Below are 18,386 nucleotides of genomic sequence, written 5' to 3' on the forward strand. Positions count from 1 at the left end.
TTGCTCAATCCTGCGACTGGAAAATACTCCGGTGGCATAAGCGTAGATGAGCAGGGATAGTAGTAGAGAAGGGTGATAGGCTGCACTGCCTCTCCCGCGATATGCTCCCTGGATGGCTTGCAAATCCAGACTATCGACAACCTCTACAATAAAGCGAGCTAAATGATCTTCAGGCAGCCAGTCATCAATAGATGGAGGAAGTAGATAAGGCGTTTGACGATCGATGGTACGAAAGCGACTCATGATATATCCTGCTGGAACCTGAAAAGGGCTATTATCCTAGATCTGGATGAAATGGGCTAATAGTCCGACAGGCTGCTATGACAAAAGTAAGCCCAGATCCTCCTTAGATAAAGACAATAACCCCTTTCACCCAGCCTCATTCAGGCCGCTAGAAAGTATAATCATCCATTGCATAAGCAGGCAGATCTTCCACTGCGGGTACTGGCGTTGGATTACCGTCATCATCAATGGCCACAAACTTAAATACCGCTTCTGTCACTTTTTCCCGATGGCCAATTCGACCACGACGCACCCAGGCTTCCACGTGTATTTTCATGGATGAGGTGCCTACCTCAAGAATATCGGTATAGATACCCAGAATATCACCGACTTTAACCGGACGGATAAAGCTCATCCCATCCAAAGATACAGTGACAACCCTTTGCTGTGCTCTTTGTCCCGCGCAAATACCCGCTGCAATATCCATCTGTGCCAGCACCCAGCCACCAAAGATATCCCCTGCCGGGTTGGTATCTGCAGGCATCGCCATTGTACGAGTGGTCAAACGACCTCTTGTTTGTTCAGACATAAACATATCCTATTGAAATAAAAGCATATTTAACAATTTAGTCTGAAAGAAAAAAATTGCAACCAGATGTCAGCTACTGTCTCAAACGGCACCAGCAGAAAACGTAAGGAACAGTGCCAAAGCAAACACCAATGCCAAACTGATACAAAGGCAGATAACACTGGCTCCTACGACCTGATTGACAGACTGGAACTTCAAAGCCTGGTCACCTTCAATCTGCTGTTTAGTAAATTGCTTATTTTCAATAAAGTAACGAACAAAAATAACCGCAGGCAGATTCAGCAAAATACTCGGAAACTCTTTTGGTAACAGCGGCATCATGCAAATGACAACAATCACGATAAACGAGCCAATATTGACCGTTTTCCGTACGGCCTGCTCCTGTCCCAATGCTTTAAAGTTATGACGAATAAAATATGCTGCTGCCAATGGACCACCAAATACGCAACCTAAGGCAGCCTGTGATGGAGAAAAAACGAACTTGCTCGTACTTTGCACGGGATAATTTCCTCAACTGAACAACGAAACAAAGGTCACTAACACCAAAAACTTCATAGCCCCTCAATACTCTCGGTGCAGGATACTAATAACTTTTGCCTTATTATGTAGCCAACTCTTTGATGATAACTGACTGTTTTCACAAAAAATCACCATCATAGCTAACATTTAAGACAATCTGCTGACTTTTTCACACCGTTCTTAAGCATTAGCACCGGGGTTGGTGATTAGAATTTGATTTAACAGGGAAGGTTTCACTATGATGAAGGTACTCAACGATAGAATATTTACACCACTTTTACCTAATACAAGTATTACCAATTGCGCTTCAAAGGAGTGCCCATGTCGATTCAATTCCCTTTAGTTTTTGCTTTTCTCTCACTGCTTGTCTTGTCACTACCTACCCCAGCACTGGCAGCAGATATTGTCGGTAAGGTTGTTGCTATTCAAGGCAACGCCATGGTCTATAGAGGAGATAAACAATTGCCACTGGGAGATGCAGTTCGGGTTGTTGAAGGCGATGAGCTTGTAACTTCAGGTGATGGCAAGGTGCGTTTTGAGCTTAGAGATGGCACCAGAATTACTCTGGCCAATAAAACCAAGTTTAAAATCGATAAATACCGCTTTAACCGCGAAAAGCAAACATCTGATGTACGTTTTAGCCTAGCCACTGGCGCATTTCGAGCCATTACCGGGGCTATTGGTCAACAAGCTAACCCCAAGTTAGAGGTCAAAACTCGAGTCGCGACCATGGGCATCCGAGGAACTGATTTCTGGGGCGGCTTTATTTTTTCTGATGCACTGGATGTCACCATGGTATCTGGTAAAGGGGTTTATATTAAAAATGAATATGGGCAAGTTGAACTCACCACAGGTGGCCAAGGTACCACAGTTAAGGCCAATGAAGCCCCTACGGCACCTAAAACATGGCCTGACAAAAAGGTTAATAAAGCAGTAGCAGCAACAGCACTGGAAATGGATCAGTGATCCATCAGACGAAAGCTATTTACAACAACGTCTGATGTGCAGCCAAAAGCTAGCTCTCTGTAGCAACAGCTTCTTCCTGGGCCATTTTGGCCCTTTCCGCTTTGGAGATATAGCGTGGTTTAGATGTATTACCGCTTTTCTTGTCATTAGCCTTTTTAGCTTTCTGTTTCAAAATCTGGTTTATCTTTTTACGACGATTCATAACGCTCTCTAATCAGTAACCATTAATGGCATCAATAGGATGCCATTAACTCAACTAAGCTCTCATACAAAAACGCCTCTGCAACAAGGCGCGATATTCTCTGGCAACAGGCAGATAAGCTCCGGACGCATCTGAGCCAATGCGTATTGTAGCTCAAATATTCCCTAATGGGTTATGAGCCCGACAGATGGCCACTCTCTAGCCCATGTCTGATTTGAACTCTCACCCATATCTGCAAGTGCATCTGTCATAAATTCGATAAATACACGCACCCTGGCAGGAAGATAATCCCGTTTTGGATAAATAGCAAAGACACCACTATCAGGCTGAGGTGGTCTAAAGCAGGGATACAGAGATATCAATTCACCGCTTTCCAGGCCTTGTCGGGCAAGAAAATGAGGAAGTTGGGCAAAGCCCATACCATCAATACACATATAAGCCATGGCTTCACCGTCATCCGTGATATGACTGCGCTCTAGCTCATAGAGCTGATAATCACCCGTTTCATCCGGCAAAAAAATTGGCTGTAATTGCTGAGTTTCTTTGATTTTAAAACCGATCCAGGCATGACTGCGAAAGTCTTCTCGACAGCTTGGCGTGCCTCTCTCTTTTAAATAATCAGGCGATGCACAAACCAGAAAGTCCATGGGGCTTAAACAGCGGGCAATCAATCGACTGTCCTTCACAAATCCCGTACGCAGAGCAATGTCTATGTCGTTTTCAATGATATCGACATGGAAATCATTGATCTCCAACTCCACCTTGATCTCCGGGTATTGCCGACAAAATGCTTTCAATATTGGACGCAGATAAAGGTGTCCGTAGCAAACAGCTGAGTTAATACGCAAAGTCCCACAAGGAGAATCATTCAGCTGTTTTAGCTCACTCTCACAAGACGATAGATCCAGAATCATCTTACGCACGGTACGCGCATAACACTGACCTGCCGCTGTGATACGCAACTGACGCGTGGAACGCTGAAACAGCGTCAATCCCAGTTGAGATTCCAGCCGACTAATCGCTTTGCTGACCGTGGACGGATCACTGTTACAGAGTCTGGCCGCCGCTGCGAAACTGCCACCGTCACAGGTCGCAATAAAGATTTCCAGGGTTCGAAGTTTATCCATCTGCTGAGTATAACAAGAAAACTCATGAATATTGTTCACGGCTGTTAGGGATTACAGCCTATTTTTCAGAACGTTCCCATCAATAAAATTCAACACAAAGTAAATCACTAATAAACACGGTGGGAAATACATTATGTCGCAACGATCTATTCTAAAAAAAGCGCCGCCCAATAGTCTTTTGACCTACGGTTTACTAGCGTTTGTCGCTATGGCAGGTCTGTCTTATATCAACTTTATGCCGGGGGTTGTGAATGCATTAGCCGGAAATATCGGTTTTAGTGATTCCGAAGCCGGACAAGTGATCGCTATGAATGGCTATGGCGGCATTGTAGGCAGCACCGTTGCTATCTTTCTGGTGCGAAAAGTACGTTGGCAACGTGCAATGTTTGCCTTTATGACCATGCTGACAGCGCTCGATGCTGGAACCGTCTGGATCAACGAGTATACAAGCATGCTGGCCTGGCGCTTTGCAGCCGGTGTTTTGGGCGGCTTGTGCGTGGGAATCGCTTTTTCTGTGCTGGCTCGATTGGAAAACCCGGATCGCGCTTTTGGTTTGTTACTGTTTATCCAGTTCAGTATCGGCTCTATCGTTATTTCACTGCTACCCATACTGGAAAACTTATTCGGTGCTTATACCGTATTCTATATCATGGCGCTTTTTGTCTTGTTGAGCCTGATCTTTCTGCCTTTCTTACCTGGATTATCGAAAGAAAAAACTACAGCTTGCGCCTCAAACACTCAGCCTCATTCCTTTACTCATGGTCTATTAACCCTACTGGCTATTTTGTTGTATCAAATTGCAGCCAGTGCGATCTGGGCCTATGTGGGCTTAATTGGTTTAAGCGCAAAGATCTCCAACGAAGAGGTTAGCTTGTATATCGCTATGACTGGATTACTGGGACTTGCAGGCGCTCTACTGCCTGTGATTAACCACAATCGAGTGGGACGATTATTTCAGGTTGTTATTGGAGTGATGTTGTCCTGCAGTGCTGCACTGCTTATCGAAGCAGCGCTTCATTTCTCTCCATCCATAGTGATCTATATTACCGCAATGGCTCTGTTGTTCTTCTCCTGGCCTGCAGTGCAATCCTATCTATTAGCCGTCACGGCAGAGCTGGATGCCAGTGGTCGTCTATCCACGATTGCTGCAGTTGTGTCCTCATTAGGTATGGCCTCAGGCCCACTACTCGCTTCACTGCTTCTGGATGGCAATAACTTCTCTGTAATGCTTTACACCTGCGCCGGAATTTTCCTGATGAGTGCTGTTTTACTGTTTAACCCCGTACAGGCTCGGGAAAAACCTACCGCACCTGCTCTGCAATAGCACCAACCAACATCAGTCAACACTGGCCACAACGATCAATATCAAAGTGAATTCAATACAGAAAGGAAAAACAAATGATCCGTTATCTGCTCAACAAAACACTGCTGTCGATGCAAAAACGTTACGACTACGATGTGCGCTATATGCAGGATATTCTTCAGACCGATTTAAAGGCCTTCCTGAAGTTTATGGGCTTCCAGACAATGTCTGCGCACTCTGGTAATTTACCTGCCGCGCCACTGTTTGCAGCCAGACTAAGGGCTATTATTTGGGATGATTGCGGGCCCTGTACCCAACTTATTGTGAATATGGCTCTGGAGGCCAACCTCTCTCCAGAAATGATCCGGGCAATTATCGATAATGATCTGGACAAACTGCCGGAAGAGATTGTGTTAGTGGTTAAGTTTACTGATCTTGTACTGGCCCATAATCCAGAGGCCGATGATCTGCGTGAAGAGATAATTAACTTATGGGGTAAAGAAGGTTTAATTACGATCGGCTACGCGATTAGCTCCACCCGGGTTTATCCCGCCTTTAAATATACCCTGGGTTACGGTTCGGCCTGTAACCGCATTCAGATTGATGGTTATTAAGTGAGGATTACCTGCCGCAAAATGACTTCCGGTAGAGCCATGGAAATAGAGCGGCAGGTACAAACGCTTAATGCAATTCAAGCCTTACCATTAAAGACTGAGTGCGGTTAAAGCGCCTTAGAACGGCACATCATCCTGATCAAAAGGATTATGGTTACTGTAGGAAGCCTGCTGTTCATAATCAGCATAGTCTGCATTGTTCTCACTTTGCGCTGCCTGAATCTTCCAACCCTGAAGGTTATTGTAGTAACGACCGTTGTGCTCACGACCACGGATATTAAAGCTTACCGTCACTTCCTGGCCAATTTGCAGCGCATCCAACAGACTCACCTTATCCTGCACAAATTCAAGATTGATATCCTGAGGATATTTACCATCCTCAACAGTGACCACCATCTCCCGCTTCGTGAAGCCACTGCCGAAGGTTTGAGGGTCTTGAATAACTTTGATTTTTCCGGTGAGTTCGTATGACATTTTCTGTACTCGATATTTAAAACTGAATCAGGGTGTAGATTTAAGCAGATTGAAAAAGAGATTTCTTCCCCTTTTTTCACTCATCATCGTCATCCCCGGTGCCCATATGTTTAGGACATAGTCTATGCCTGAGTATCCTCTCCATGATGCAGTCTATACAATCCAGCGCAAACGCTTACCTTTACGTTTACGATAGACAATCCGACTCACGAAAAACACAGATACAGATGAAAAAACTACATTACCAATAATTTACAAAAATATAGCCTAAAACAGTTTTTTGCTCTATGATCTGACGCTCTCCATATAACTGCTTGAAAATAAACACAAATCAGGAGATTACTGTGATTTCACCCCGCTTTATCGGAAGCACATTAATTGTCGCAGGTACGGCACTCGGTGCAGGTATGCTGGCGATCCCCATGGTTTTAGCGCCGCTGGGCCTGGCGATGGGGCTTGGCTTACTGCTATTCACCTGGGCCTTTACCACATTTGCTGCACTCTTGTTACTTGAGGTCAATATTAACCACCACCCTGGCGACAATATGCATGCCATGTCTGGCCATTGGCTGGGTAAAGGCGGTCAGATACTGGCCGATATCGGCATGATTTTCTTACTGGGTTTCCTGCTAATGGCCTATATTTTAGGCGCGGGGGATCTGCTTCAGACGGCGCTGGCCTTTATCGGTCTCGACGTTAACGCAGATATCAGTCGTACTCTGTTTACCCTATTGGCCAGTATTGCCATTATTCTAGGTACAGGGATGGTAGATCGGGTTAATCGTCTGTTCTTCATCACCATGCTGGCAACTTTTGCTATCGCCCTGTATGCCATGTTCACAGCAGACAGCAGCACACCAACGGTTCCGCAGACAGCAGAAACTGCGTCATCTCAGTTTGACATCATCATGGCTGCATTACCGGTACTCTTTACTTCCTTCGGTTTTATGGTGGTCATTCCACCACTGGTCAGTTACACCCATGGTACAGGCCAACAGTTCAGTAAAGTGATCGTGATCGGCAGCCTGATTCCACTGGTATGTTATAGCCTGTGGTTTGTTGCTTGCATGAATACCGTTGAAGCCCATGAACTGGCGACTTTCTCCGGGGTAAAAGAGCTGGTTGCAGCTCTGGGGGGCGAATCGGACTGGCTGAACAGTGTGCTGCAGTGGTTTGCAGCCATGGCACTGCTCACCTCATTCCTGGGTGTCGCTCTGTCCCTGTACGGCTTTTTTGAGGAAGTGTGCGAGCGTAATAACATCAAGAAAAGCCGCCTACCGGCCATCGCTTTGACACTGCTGCCACCACTGCTGATGGCATCCAGTGCACCGGGGCAGTTTTTACAAGCATTAAGCTATGCCGGTTTAGCGTTAACCGTGTTGGCGATCTTTATTCCTGTAGCCATGGTTTGGCGCTGTCGGCAAGATCCTAAACACGACTTTACAATCCCAGGCGGTAACATCAGCCTGATTGCCAGTATGTTGTTTGGTGTATTACTGGTGGTAGCTCAGTTCTAAATTAAAGCATGCACCTGTGTGGATATTTGCTATAAGGAAAACTGTCGATGCCGTTCTAAACGGTATCGACAGCCAATACAGGCTCATTTTTCCTGGCTATTTCCCGTTGGATGCCAATCACATGCTTCATGTAAACTTCATCCTTTATAAGGAAAACTACTGGACAGTTAGTGCTTTTCCAAAGTTCAGTACTTCATGGAGCAATTCGATGTTTCTGCTATTAGTCGAAGACGATTTAGGTCTTGGCAATGTGCTATTAAAAATACTAAGCCGCACCTACCGGGTTGACTGGGTGCGGACTCTTTCATTAGCAAAACAGCAATTTCAGGCTAATGATTATGATCTTATTCTGCTTGATCTTGGCCTGCCTGATGGCGACGGTATCGAATGGCTGATGCGATTGCGACAGAGTAACGCTGATCAACCCGTGTTGATTTTATCGGCACGGGATGGACTGGATGACCGTGTACAGGGGCTTGATACCGGTGCAGATGATTATCTGGTCAAGCCATTTGAACCTGAAGAGTTGCAGGCCAGAATTCGGGTTCTGTTGCGCCGTCATCAGGGGCGCCATCATGAGATCTGTACCTTTGGCGGTCTGAGTTACGACAGCAGGCTAGATCAGTTTTCCTTACACAATGAGCCACTTTCCCTCCCTCAGAAAGAAGCTCAGTTACTACTGACATTACTGCAATCAGCAGGCAACAAAGTTCATAGAGAGCGGTTATTACAACGCATTTATGGTTCAGGCAATGACTCAGAATCCAATACCCTGGATGTGCATATCTATGCTTTGCGTAAGCTGATTGGTAAAGACCGTATCGAAACGGTACGGGGCTTTGGCTATCGCCTGGTGCAACCCTGATGATGATCAAAAAAAACTTCAGCATTAAAGCGATTGCCTGGATTTTGGGCATTTTTATGATCACCTCCAGTCTACTTGGGGTTTTTATAACTTACCTGGCAGCCGATGAAGAATTTAATGAAGTTCTTGAGGATGATTTAAAACAAAATGCGGCCCTGCTCAACGCTATGGTCGTTGCCACAAAAGCAACGCCCGCGGAGTTACGTATATTCCTGAAAGAGCATGTGCGTATGGACGATGAGGATACGATCTGGGTGACCGTATATCATACGCAACAGGGCTGGCAGATAAGCAATTTCGATCACTATAACCCCCTCCAAAAACGTGGATCTTCTTTTATAGAAGCAAGATTTCAAGGCTACGGCTGGTATGGTTATCAGCATGATGAAGATGAGCTTATTGTCCAGATGTACCGTCGTGATGATCTTTCCGATGACATCATTGGTGACATTGCAGAAGATATTACAGCCCCCACACTGATTGGATCGGCGTTAAGTTTATTGCTATTAAGCTGGTTGGTTCGATTAATCATAAAACCACTGACACTGCTATCAAGAGAACTGGATCAGCGCAGTGGTGATGACCTTTCTCCCTTAAAATGCGACAGTCAGACGCGGGAAATCAAGACACTGACCAGTAAACTGAATCGCCTGATGTCAGAAGTTGACGAGGTGCTGAATCGTGAGCGCCAATTTGCCAACGATGTCGCCCATGAATTGCGTACACCTCTGACGACGATCAAACTTGAACTTTCCTGCCCGGAACCCGACATCTCTGCCATCAAGCTCGAAACTGAGCGGGTCAACCGCATTGTTGAGCAATTGCTGACTCTGGCCAGACTTGAACAACATCATTGGAAGAAACGCTTTGAACCGATTGCCCTGGATACTCGGATACAAGCAATAACCGGCAAATATCAAAGGCTCTTTAAGGCGCGGGGTATTGCACTGCACCTGGAGCTGGAGCCTTGTCATATCGAAGGTGATGTAACCCTGTTGCAGGTATTAATTGAAAATATATTCAGTAATATCTTACGCCATAGCCCCAGAACCACTGAGGTAAACATCGCATTGACCCGACAAACCCTAAGCATAAAAGATAATGGCGATGGTGTAACCGATACATTACTGAATGCCATTCGAAATCCTGCAGTCCGCCTTGACAGCAAAGGAGAAGGCCTGGGCCTGGGCCTGGCCATTTGTCAACGTATTGCAGCCATTCACCAGGCATCGTTCCACTGCTCCCATGCCTGTCCGGGATTACATATAACCCTCTGTTTCACAAGACAAAGCAGCACTTCAGGTTAACTTCATCTCTATCCATTAATCTCTTCATCAACCATTACATAAAAGGAGAAAAACGATGAAGAGATTGATGTTTGGCACCTTACTATTCTTTGCAGGTTCACTCACAGCAATAGCACAGGTCCCAGCTTCTAGTGTGATGTCTGTATCTGAAGCGCTGAATGCCAGAGACAATTCCCTGGTAGTAATAAATGCCACCCTGGTTAAGCCTCTGGGTCGTGAGAAGTATGAATTTCAGGATGCCAGCGGCTCAATAACCGTTGAAATTGACGAGGATATCAGCCGTCATATCGTCTTGAAAAATGGCCAGGCTGTCACCTTGTATGGCGAAATTGAACAGGAATACAAGGGTATCGAACTTGAAGTAGACCATATCGAAATTCACTAAAACCATGCTATTAAAAAGGAGTTAACGATGTCTGACCTATACCGTTTCAGTATTCATAACAATCAGATAAAAAGTGTTCAGGAATGGGACGATGGCCGTTGGGAATATGAAAAAATCGATGCTGATGAGCACTATTACATTGAAGGTGATGTTATTTTTAAACAAGAGACAGATGACGGCGTCATTGAACTGACATCCTTTACAGATATCAATGGCGACGGTATTTATTCTGCCGGACAAACAACATTCACGCCTGCCAGCCCGCATATTGTTCAGGATTTCTACCGCTTTGACATTCAAAACGGTAATGTTATCTCTAAAACAGAATATGAAACAGATGGTGAGATAGAACAGGATTCAATTCAGCAGCATCAGTTTACTGTTCAGGGCAATCTGATCACTGAGTACGAACCTGAAGGCTGGGGATTTGAGAAAACCGTCTATAAGGACAGTAATGGAGATGGCCGCTACCAAAAGATCTACGAAGAGTATATTACTGGAAATAATCACCAATCATATGATCAGGGCAAAGAGATTGTTTTCCAATCAGGTCAACAGGATAAGTTCACACTGACCCCCGGTGATAACGTCAATATTTCAAATTTTAATGCCGATGAGGGTGATCAGATTATTCTATCTGATACATTTGGAATTCACTCCTTTATACAGCTGGTCAAACAGATTGACGATATAGATTACGACGACACCAGGCTAGAGGTGAAATTTGAAAACAATACCTCAGTTGAGTTCACAGGCATTCTCACCCAGGATGCGGTATGGGGGCTTTTTAATTTTTCCGCTGAACAGCTCTGATGGTACCTAACCGGATTTTACTGTTTGACAGATCTGACAATAAACCCGGCAACGTAGTCAGCATCTGCTGCTACAGTTAAGAAGACCAATGGGCAAGGCTTGCTTTGCCCATTGCCCGGAATATTGAAACACATAACAATCGCTTTACCATGTCAGTTTCCATTCAGGGTATACCAATACCTCTGCCAACAGCTCCAGCAGATTCAAAGCCTCTCCATCCCCAGACAGAGGTGGTAGGATATCGGTGGAGAAACCTCACATAATACCCGAAACGGTTAGTTCAGACCTGTGTACTGCTACCCTCTTCAAATTTTTTGTTTTGCAGCATAAATGGCCAAAACAGAAAAGTCGAACAGAACACCATGATCAACGTCAGGTTAAACAGCGGGCTTTGAGCAAAGCCCAACCAACCAGCCACCAGTAGACCATTTAGCATATAAGCAAACAGCAATAAGATATTGGTTTTCCAACTGGTAATATTGGCCAGATAACTGATTGAAAACATAGCACTGGCGATAGCAAAACCAATAATGGCTGAGACAATGTGCAGGCTAAAGTTTTGCAATGTGAGCGGAGCATCCTGAGCAAAGCCCTGAAACAGGAACATCGCCATAGGACAGACCATAACGATCCAGATCACCATGACCAGGATAAAACGTGCTCGTGACTTCATTTGCTGCATAACATGCCCTTATTTATTTTTAGTATTCCAGCTAAATCATACACATAGCAAAAGCAAAGTTTCTCTGGGACTTTTGTCGCACTCACAAGACAAAGCTTAATTAGTGTGCATGTGTTTTATTGATCAGAAAGATCATTTAGAAATGCTCTGATCTCTTTGGACGAACGCAGGTGATAAACGGCTTTATCTGTAGATTCAGACACCAGCTGGCGATATCTCGGCGTTAGCTTGCTATGACATAACCAAAGCACACGATAGCTATTCAGTGTCCCCCGTAAGATAGGGCTATTCTCAGGCCAACCCTCAGGGTTCACAAACAGCCCTTTAAATAAGCGCTTTGTCACCCACCAGACGTGAGTTAAAAATGGCAGGTCGATAAATACCAAAGTATCCGCAACTGCAAAACGCTGCCAGGCTGAAGGCACACAGCCAAAACCATCAATCAGCCACTCATCCTGCTTTAACAATTCTGCATGGTTCTCAAGATATTCCTCGTGGGGAACCTCTTCTCCACCCGGGCGATACTTCATCAAATCCAATGGATATAAAGGCAGGTTTGTCTGCTCTGCTAATTGCTTTGCCAGAGTTGATTTACCACCACCGGCATTACCAAATACTGCTACTTTTTTCATCTCGCCTCCTATGCAATCTACCTGATTGGCATTCGTAAAACCCAGGAAGCAGATATAAAAAACCCGCCTCTTGGGCGGGTTCTAAAACTACATACGCGTCAAAGCCCACCACCCCATGGAATGATGGAAATAATTCGAAATGACAGACGCGCAGATAAAGTATTCATAAGCCAAGCCTCTCAGGAATTTACCAAATAATCAACACCTGATAGAGATATCACATATCAGACAGGGTTAATACAACGGGGTAAGCCTCAATATATGAAATACACACTTTATGAATACACTACTCTTTTGAGTTTCTAAAGTTCAAAGCAGCTGAGAAAGCTTTAAGTAAGCACCTCACCTAAACGCTCACAAGCCGTGATCAACTGCTGCTCTGGATACCAGGCAAAACACAGGCGCATACTGGAACGGAACTGTCCCGTAGCAGAACAAAGATTACCGGGCAGATAGTTCACACTTAATTCCCTCGCCTGATCTCGTTTTGCTGCAACATCCCGCCCATCAACAAAATGGGCCCATAAAAAGTAACCACCCTCAGGCTTTTTGATCTGTATCTGATCACCAAATGTTGATACCAGACCATCATATAGCAGTTCAGATCTCGCGGCATAAGTCTGACGTAGATGCGCCAGATTATTCTGGAACTCTCCCTTTGCAATCAAAGCTCCTACTAAGGCCGAAGTCACCGGAGCCAGTCCACCACCGCTAAACAGTAATGCAGAATTGGTCAGCTTATACAGCAACTCACCAGAAGCCTGAATCCACCCCAGGCGCAGACCAGGGGCCAGAATCTTAGAGAAAGAGCCGATCGATAACACCGGCGCATCGCGGTTATAGCAGGCCAAAGGCGCAGGCGGTTTCTGATCAAAATACAGCGACTGATACACCTCATCCGCCACCAGCACACATTGCTTGTCAGCGGCCAGCTTTACCAGTGCCCGCCGCCGATTATCAGATTGCGTAATACCTGTCGGATTATGGAAAGTGGGAATGGTGTAGATAAAAGCCGGATTATATTGCTCAATGGCCTGCTCCAACGCTTGCAGCTCAATGCCCTCTTCATCCATCGGCACAGCCACCACATTAAAGCCACGGGCCTTAAACAGTTTCAGCGCTATAAAATAGCAGGGGTCTTCCACCAGCACCGTTGCATCAGATTCTCTCAACAGCGAACAGATCATATCCAACGCATTAGACGAGCCGTTTGTCACCAATAGCTCATCTGCCTTAATCGGCTGACCATAATCTTCCGCCAACCAAGCTGCCAGCATCTGCCGAAAGGGTTCGGCACCCGCCTGCTCACCATAAGCCAGATTTTGGTATCCAAAGGACAGCTGCTCAGGAGAAAGTGAATTAAACAGCTCAACCGGTAATAGATCTGGGTCAGGATGACCAACAGCCAAGTCGATTAAGTGATTAGGTCGTGCAACCTGAAGGGGTATTTTTGCGGAATTTGTCAAAATAGCGGGCTCACATAGGGAAATGAGTGAAAAGCGAATGATTCAAATCTATCGGATTGATTTATAAACGGCAAATATCAACGTCTGCCACCGTTACTCTATCCTCCATATCTGCCTATCCGGATTATGCAGTTAAGAGATCTGTCAGCATGGTAAGTATCGGGAGCATTCACTCGCCCAGAGCATTCTGGAATTAAGAAAAGCGCAGGGAGGTTCCGCTTCGGCGCCACAGTATATTAGAACCGCTCTCCAGCAGGGTTATCAGTGGATTGGCCCAATTCAAGACACGGCAGAGCCAATTTCGAACACTGATAACTGTGACGACGGACTCACTGATCTGCCAGATCGCACCTCTTCCAAGACCTACGACCCACAAACGGGTCATAGCCAGCAAACAAGCCATGACCACAAATTACTCAACTGTCAGACACGCTTTTGTCAGCCCGCTAACCACAGAAACCCGCTAAAATAGCGGGCAATGTTTTGATGATAATGGGTATTTGGCAGACAGATCCGCTTTACCGAGCACCGGCCATAACCACGCGTTGCAAAGATCTCTTGTTAATCACGCTTGAAACAGACACCCGTTTTTTCACGCGCGTCTACTGTCAGCTGAAAAATATCATTACGCGCGTAATGACCCGAAACATCGAGATCGTAGCGGGCTTTGACAATCTCACTTAGATCAATCTGCGCACTGATCAGCCCTTCCTGACCATAAAGCGGCCCAGCCAAAATATCTCCCATAGGAGACACAATCACACTGCCACCTCTTATCAAGGTTTGCTGGTCCGGCCATTCGGTACTAATCCCCTGCTCTTCCGGTGACGGCTGATACTGACAAGCACTGACTAAAAACATCCGTCCTTCATAAGCAATATGACGCATACTGGCTTGCCAGATCTCTCTGTCATCAACAGTCGAGACACACCAAACCTCGACACCTTGCCCATAAAGTGACTGGCGCAGCGCAGGCATATAATTTTCCCAACAGATTGCACCGCTGAGTTTTCCCGCGCTGGTCTGCAATACTGGCAGCGTTGAACCATCCCCCTGGGCCCAAACCAGACGTTCACTGGCCGTTGGCATCAGTTTACGATGTTTTCCGATCAGTTCACCCAGATCTGAGATATACAAAGTTGAACAATATAGGCTCGTACCCACCCGTTCAATCACGCCTACCACCAGATTACAATCCGCTTCTTTTGCCATAGCGCACAGCGCCTTAACCTCCGGCCCATCGGCGGTAATCGCTTGCTGCCAGTATTCCAGATAATCATCCCGTCCCTTCTGGGTACGGTAGCCAACACGGGCACCAAAATCCTGTCCCTTGGGATACCCGCCCAATAAAGCTTCGGGCATCACAACCAGTTTGCAGCCTGTATCACGGATCTGATCTTTATAACTGAGAATTTTCTCCAGAGTGACCAAAGTCCCACGAGACTCCGAACCCAACTGTAAAGCCGCCACTGTCAGAGTCTTCGTTGAATAAACCAAAGTCTCATCTGGCAAGCTGGAATCCTCCCCTAACTGAGTCGTAACAGACAGTTTTGAATGTGCGCTAGCTTGAGCAACCGAAATCGATTGATCTGACGGCTTGTTTTGTTTATCCGCTTTTTTCTTATTGGTCATAACCTCTTCCTCTGTTTGTGTTTGTGCTCGTGCTCGTGTTTGATTGCAGGAGATTCCATTACGCTCAGGTGCCCCCGCTATGCTCAACTGTCTTCACAGCGCTCAGAAAAGAGCAGCCTGATTTTTCTTTTGGAAGTACTATACTCAGCCCATAAAAAGTAATGAAATTGATAGTAGAGGTATCAGTTATTAATCATTTTAATTTAGCTAATATCGACCTGAATCTACTGAAAGTCTTTCTGATGCTGTATCAGGAGCAGAACGTCACCCGTGCTGCGGAAAAATTATGTCTGGGACAGCCTGCGGTAAGCGCGGCTTTAAAACGTCTGCGTCAGGTCTACGATGATTCCTTGTTTGAGCGCACCCAGGCGGGAATGAAACCCACCGCACGAGCAGTGCTACTGAGACCTGTGATACAGGAAGCACTGGATAAAATTGAGTTATCCCTGTCACCGCGACTGGAAAGCGATATACGCCGGCAGGTGCGAACAATCACATTGGGTTTATCAGATGATTATGAGATCGCTTTTGGTCGTCAGCTGGTACGACTGATTCAGCAACAGGCACCAGGGTTTCATATCGTTTTTCAGCAAACCAACCGGGAGCGGGTTGAACAGGCTATTATGACTCATCAGGTAGATCTGGCGATTACCGGCGGCAGCATTAAGGATAACCGGATTCGTCGCCAAACTCTGGGGCAAGCGGGATACCTGTGTCTATACGACCCAAGCTTCCGGCAAGATAGCTCGACGATACGCCTGGAGGAGTTTGTCGCCTGTAAGCATCTGCTAATCTCATTTTCCGGATTGACCGGAGCCGTAGACGATGCACTGGAAGAGATGAATCTGAAGCGAAGCGTACAGATGTCGAGCAGCCATTTTGCAGCGGTCCCTTTTTTACTGAAAGGGACCGCTGCACTCTGTACAATCCCTGACTTTGCTGCGCGGGCTGTTGCAGATAACAGTCATTTGAGCTTATCTCCCTGCCCGGTTAAAATGGCGAAGTTCTCTGTAGACTTATGCTGGCACTACGACGCGGTAAGAGATCCGGCCTTGATGTTGGTCAGGGATATTATCGTCGGTTATCTGAGTGACTATTTCAAATAGTCAGCGCGAAAATCAGCGTGATAATATACAGGATCACCCCTATAAAATAAGGGGTTCTCCTATAACAGCCAGACTCGAATCAAGAGATAGAGAGCTAATCACGCCGGCATTAATATACTATCTCTTGAAACAGGCCTCTTCTCTGAGCTTGCCACCAGTAAAATAACAGGTTTATTGACTCACTCATTATTTTTATGGCTTATTATATCCATATCACTATCATAGACACTCGTCTGAATTTCCATCAAGCCTAATATAGTATGAAACAAGTTGTCGTGAGAGAATGGTTGGTTAACACTATCTCTTATCTGAGAGAAGTCAATCCCACCTTGCTTATAAGCCTCACCGAACCACATAATCATAGGTACATTTGTTTGTGCTTCCGGAGCAACCATATAGGGCAATCCATGTAAATAAAGATTATTCTCCCCTAAAGATTCACCATGATCACTCACGTAAAGTAAAGCCGTTCTAAATTGTTCATCATTATTTTTCAGCAAGCCAATGGCTTGCGCTAAAAAATAATCTGTATACAGCAAAGCATTATCATAAGTATTGCTAATTTCTTCCTGAGTGCACTGCTCCAGCTGATTGGTTGCACAGATAGGCACAAACTTTTCAAATGATTTTGGGTAACGTTTATAATACGCTGGTCCATGATTGCCCATCTGATGTAGTACAATAAAAACATCTCCTGAAGCATAGGTATCAATATAGGACTGCAAATTAGCCAACATCCCCTCATCACGACACTCTGTATCACACACCGGATTCAGATCTTTAGATTTGTAGCTTTGATAAGTCACCCGGTCAGCCACCCCCTTTGAACTCGAATTGTTATCAAGCCAAATTACATTAACCCCTGTGCGCTGTAGAATATCCAAGACATTCTCAGTTTGATTGGCTTTGCTCTTGTTGAAATCTGAGCGTCCATAAATTGAAAACATACAAGGTACTGAGTGGGCAGTAGATGTCCCGCATGAGGAAACCTTATCGAAGGAGTAAACGTTTTCCTGTTCAAGTAGTGGATTGGTTTTTTTATGATATCCATTCAGTGAGAAATGATCAGCTCGTGCAGTTTCACCCAAGACAAATATCACTAACTTTCTCTCACTGTCACTGGGCGATGATTTAGCATCCTGAGCAATTTCCCTGAAATACTCTGAATCGGGTTTAAAAAAGCCTTTTACATATTTGCCTATACTATAGATATAGTACGTTGGATTGGCATAAAATCGAAGTGTCCTGTGCTCTCTGAAAAATGAAGCATAGAAATCACTCAAACTAAACAAAAGCACAGCGCATACCAATAACGCTTTAACAATTAGAATAATATTGCAAAACACAGCCCGGGTTAATGCCATATCATCAACTTTAGCATTATAGACAAGAACAGAAGGCAAAACACCAAGCAGGGCCAAGTACAACACCTGTTTTATTGACACCAAGTCCATTGCTTCATTGGTATCAGTTTTAAAAATATTATCAATCATTTCGTCACTGACAATAATATTATAAGAATCCATGAAATATGCTGCTTGAGAAGACACAAGCAACAAAACAATAAGAAATGGCTTTGCAAATTTTTTAATACAAAAAAGCGATAACAAAACAATATTAAATGATGCAAACAATATTACAAGAGAAAGCAAAAAAGCAATATTACCCAGATCTACTGGATAGACAGCGAGCACATTTTTGACAAATGCAAAATTACCAAACACCACCAAAAATAACGAAACAATAACAACCAACTGAGTCTGAGATATTTTATATTCCAGCTTCATGAATACCACTTTAATAAAAAATCAATCAATGACACAAAACAAGAATAATGACCAACCATTTTATTTGACAGATCACTGAAATATTATAAGTACAGCGTCCTAATCTAAACTTTTCAGCCCTGACCACAAAACCAAACCTGAATTGGAACTCCCTGAGACCAGAAGCCACTCTGAAATA

The 18,386-nt window shown here is 45.0% G+C and carries 20 protein-coding genes; 9 read left to right on the forward strand and 11 right to left on the reverse strand.

The annotated features are described in order from the left end of the window. The 3 genes from H579_RS26125 to H579_RS0116745 form a co-directional block, all read right to left on the reverse strand. Window positions 1-243, reverse strand: a 243-nt coding sequence (locus H579_RS26125; RefSeq protein WP_036566499.1) for a transposase, incomplete at its 3' end; no start/stop codon positions are given. A gap of 148 nt (window positions 244-391) precedes the next feature. After that, window positions 392-811 carry an acyl-CoA thioesterase gene (locus H579_RS0116740; protein WP_028301646.1) on the reverse strand — a complete coding sequence of 140 codons (420 nt, stop codon included), beginning with the start codon at window positions 809-811 and terminating at the stop codon, window positions 392-394. Window positions 812-892: 81 nt separating this feature from the next. Then, entirely contained in the window at window positions 893-1,309 is a 417-nt protein-coding gene (locus H579_RS0116745; RefSeq protein WP_028301647.1) for a hypothetical protein, read from the reverse strand. Between the two features lie 342 nt (window positions 1,310-1,651). On the opposite strand from H579_RS0116745, the gene H579_RS0116750 reads away from it, so the two are divergent. Then, window positions 1,652-2,296, forward strand: coding sequence for a FecR family protein (locus H579_RS0116750; protein WP_028301648.1), 645 nt, complete (start codon window positions 1,652-1,654; stop codon window positions 2,294-2,296). A 49-nt stretch (window positions 2,297-2,345) separates the two neighbouring features. Here the strand turns inward: H579_RS0116750 and H579_RS28700 are convergent, their stop codons facing one another. Continuing rightward, a complete protein-coding gene (locus H579_RS28700; RefSeq protein WP_084624186.1) occupies window positions 2,346-2,498 on the reverse strand; it encodes a DUF2986 domain-containing protein in 153 nt (50 codons plus the stop codon). 164 nt (window positions 2,499-2,662) lie between these two features. Next, window positions 2,663-3,625, reverse strand: a complete 963-nt coding sequence (locus H579_RS0116760; RefSeq protein WP_028301649.1) for a LysR family transcriptional regulator — start codon at window positions 3,623-3,625, stop codon at window positions 2,663-2,665. 133 nt (window positions 3,626-3,758) lie between these two features. Here H579_RS0116760 and H579_RS0116765 point away from each other — a divergent pair, with 133 nt between their 5' ends. Both H579_RS0116765 and H579_RS0116770 read left to right on the forward strand, forming a co-directional pair. Beyond that, window positions 3,759-4,949, forward strand: a complete 1,191-nt coding sequence (locus H579_RS0116765) for an MFS transporter (protein WP_157834647.1) — start codon at window positions 3,759-3,761, stop codon at window positions 4,947-4,949. Between the two features lie 74 nt (window positions 4,950-5,023). Continuing rightward, the gene (locus H579_RS0116770; protein WP_028301651.1) at window positions 5,024-5,542 is read left to right on the forward strand and encodes a hypothetical protein; all 519 of its coding nucleotides are present in this window, start codon (window positions 5,024-5,026) and stop codon (window positions 5,540-5,542) included. Between the two features lie 117 nt (window positions 5,543-5,659). On the opposite strand, the gene H579_RS0116775 is transcribed toward H579_RS0116770, so the two are convergent. After that, window positions 5,660-6,016: a DUF3127 domain-containing protein gene (locus H579_RS0116775; RefSeq protein WP_028301652.1), complete on the reverse strand. Its 357-nt coding sequence runs from the start codon at window positions 6,014-6,016 to the stop codon at window positions 5,660-5,662. A gap of 344 nt (window positions 6,017-6,360) precedes the next feature. Between H579_RS0116775 and H579_RS0116780 the strand changes: the two genes are divergently transcribed. From H579_RS0116780 to H579_RS0116800, 5 genes are all read left to right on the forward strand, one after another. Then, entirely contained in the window at window positions 6,361-7,533 is a 1,173-nt protein-coding gene (locus H579_RS0116780; protein WP_051227748.1) for an amino acid permease, read from the forward strand. A gap of 208 nt (window positions 7,534-7,741) precedes the next feature. After that, on the forward strand, window positions 7,742-8,398 hold the full coding sequence (locus tag H579_RS0116785) for a response regulator (RefSeq protein ID WP_028301654.1): 657 nt from the start codon (window positions 7,742-7,744) through the stop codon (window positions 8,396-8,398). Continuing rightward, complete coding sequence (locus H579_RS0116790) at window positions 8,398-9,705, forward strand: ATP-binding protein (RefSeq protein WP_028301655.1); 1,308 nt, start codon at window positions 8,398-8,400, stop codon at window positions 9,703-9,705. The genes H579_RS0116785 and H579_RS0116790 overlap by 1 nt, the downstream gene beginning before the upstream one ends. Window positions 9,706-9,760: 55 nt before the next feature. Beyond that, window positions 9,761-10,090: a NirD/YgiW/YdeI family stress tolerance protein gene (locus H579_RS26130; RefSeq protein ID WP_051227750.1), complete on the forward strand. Its 330-nt coding sequence runs from the start codon at window positions 9,761-9,763 to the stop codon at window positions 10,088-10,090. A gap of 27 nt (window positions 10,091-10,117) precedes the next feature. Continuing rightward, a complete protein-coding gene (locus H579_RS0116800) occupies window positions 10,118-10,903 on the forward strand; it encodes a hypothetical protein (protein WP_028301656.1) in 786 nt (261 codons plus the stop codon). A 280-nt stretch (window positions 10,904-11,183) separates the two neighbouring features. On the opposite strand, the gene H579_RS0116805 is transcribed toward H579_RS0116800, so the two are convergent. From H579_RS0116805 to H579_RS0116820, 4 genes are all read right to left on the reverse strand, one after another. Further along, window positions 11,184-11,585, reverse strand: coding sequence for a hypothetical protein (locus H579_RS0116805; protein ID WP_028301657.1), 402 nt, complete (start codon window positions 11,583-11,585; stop codon window positions 11,184-11,186). Between the two features lie 116 nt (window positions 11,586-11,701). Then, window positions 11,702-12,217 (reverse strand): P-loop NTPase family protein, encoded by a 516-nt coding sequence (locus H579_RS0116810; protein WP_028301658.1) that lies wholly within the window; start codon window positions 12,215-12,217, stop codon window positions 11,702-11,704. A 329-nt stretch (window positions 12,218-12,546) separates the two neighbouring features. Then, window positions 12,547-13,683: an aminotransferase-like domain-containing protein gene (locus tag H579_RS0116815; RefSeq protein ID WP_157834648.1), complete on the reverse strand. Its 1,137-nt coding sequence runs from the start codon at window positions 13,681-13,683 to the stop codon at window positions 12,547-12,549. A gap of 561 nt (window positions 13,684-14,244) precedes the next feature. After that, window positions 14,245-15,315, reverse strand: a complete 1,071-nt coding sequence (locus tag H579_RS0116820; RefSeq protein ID WP_084624189.1) for a carbon-nitrogen hydrolase family protein — start codon at window positions 15,313-15,315, stop codon at window positions 14,245-14,247. A 161-nt stretch (window positions 15,316-15,476) separates the two neighbouring features. Between H579_RS0116820 and H579_RS0116825 the strand changes: the two genes are divergently transcribed. Beyond that, window positions 15,477-16,421: a LysR family transcriptional regulator gene (locus H579_RS0116825; protein WP_051227751.1), complete on the forward strand. Its 945-nt coding sequence runs from the start codon at window positions 15,477-15,479 to the stop codon at window positions 16,419-16,421. Window positions 16,422-16,600: 179 nt separating this feature from the next. Here the strand turns inward: H579_RS0116825 and H579_RS0116830 are convergent, their stop codons facing one another. Continuing rightward, complete coding sequence (locus H579_RS0116830; protein ID WP_028301662.1) at window positions 16,601-18,208, reverse strand: phosphoethanolamine transferase; 1,608 nt, start codon at window positions 18,206-18,208, stop codon at window positions 16,601-16,603. Window positions 18,209-18,386: the final 178 nt, after the last annotated feature.

Source organism: Oceanospirillum beijerinckii DSM 7166 (assembly GCF_000422425.1).
GTDB lineage: Bacteria > Pseudomonadota > Gammaproteobacteria > Pseudomonadales > Halomonadaceae > Oceanospirillum > Oceanospirillum beijerinckii.

Excerpts from the sequence above, each read along its gene's own strand:
- H579_RS0116740 (WP_028301646.1), bottom strand. The coding sequence starts at position 811 with ATGTCTGAACAAACAAGAGGTCGTTTGACCACTCGTACAATGGCGATG.
- H579_RS0116750 (WP_028301648.1), top strand. The coding sequence starts at position 1,652 with ATGTCGATTCAATTCCCTTTAGTTTTTGCTTTTCTCTCACTGCTTGTC.
- H579_RS28700 (WP_084624186.1), bottom strand. The coding sequence starts at position 2,498 with ATGAATCGTCGTAAAAAGATAAACCAGATTTTGAAACAGAAAGCTAAA.
- H579_RS0116760 (WP_028301649.1), bottom strand. The coding sequence starts at position 3,625 with ATGGATAAACTTCGAACCCTGGAAATCTTTATTGCGACCTGTGACGGT.
- H579_RS0116765 (WP_157834647.1), top strand. The coding sequence starts at position 3,759 with ATGTCGCAACGATCTATTCTAAAAAAAGCGCCGCCCAATAGTCTTTTG.
- H579_RS0116770 (WP_028301651.1), top strand. The coding sequence starts at position 5,024 with ATGATCCGTTATCTGCTCAACAAAACACTGCTGTCGATGCAAAAACGT.
- H579_RS0116775 (WP_028301652.1), bottom strand. The coding sequence starts at position 6,016 with ATGTCATACGAACTCACCGGAAAAATCAAAGTTATTCAAGACCCTCAA.
- H579_RS0116785 (WP_028301654.1), top strand. The coding sequence starts at position 7,742 with ATGTTTCTGCTATTAGTCGAAGACGATTTAGGTCTTGGCAATGTGCTA.
- H579_RS0116790 (WP_028301655.1), top strand. The coding sequence starts at position 8,398 with ATGATGATCAAAAAAAACTTCAGCATTAAAGCGATTGCCTGGATTTTG.
- H579_RS26130 (WP_051227750.1), top strand. The coding sequence starts at position 9,761 with ATGAAGAGATTGATGTTTGGCACCTTACTATTCTTTGCAGGTTCACTC.
- H579_RS0116800 (WP_028301656.1), top strand. The coding sequence starts at position 10,118 with ATGTCTGACCTATACCGTTTCAGTATTCATAACAATCAGATAAAAAGT.
- H579_RS0116805 (WP_028301657.1), bottom strand. The coding sequence starts at position 11,585 with ATGCAGCAAATGAAGTCACGAGCACGTTTTATCCTGGTCATGGTGATC.
- H579_RS0116810 (WP_028301658.1), bottom strand. The coding sequence starts at position 12,217 with ATGAAAAAAGTAGCAGTATTTGGTAATGCCGGTGGTGGTAAATCAACT.
- H579_RS0116820 (WP_084624189.1), bottom strand. The coding sequence starts at position 15,315 with ATGACCAATAAGAAAAAAGCGGATAAACAAAACAAGCCGTCAGATCAA.
- H579_RS0116825 (WP_051227751.1), top strand. The coding sequence starts at position 15,477 with ATGAAATTGATAGTAGAGGTATCAGTTATTAATCATTTTAATTTAGCT.
- H579_RS0116830 (WP_028301662.1), bottom strand. The coding sequence starts at position 18,208 with ATGAAGCTGGAATATAAAATATCTCAGACTCAGTTGGTTGTTATTGTT.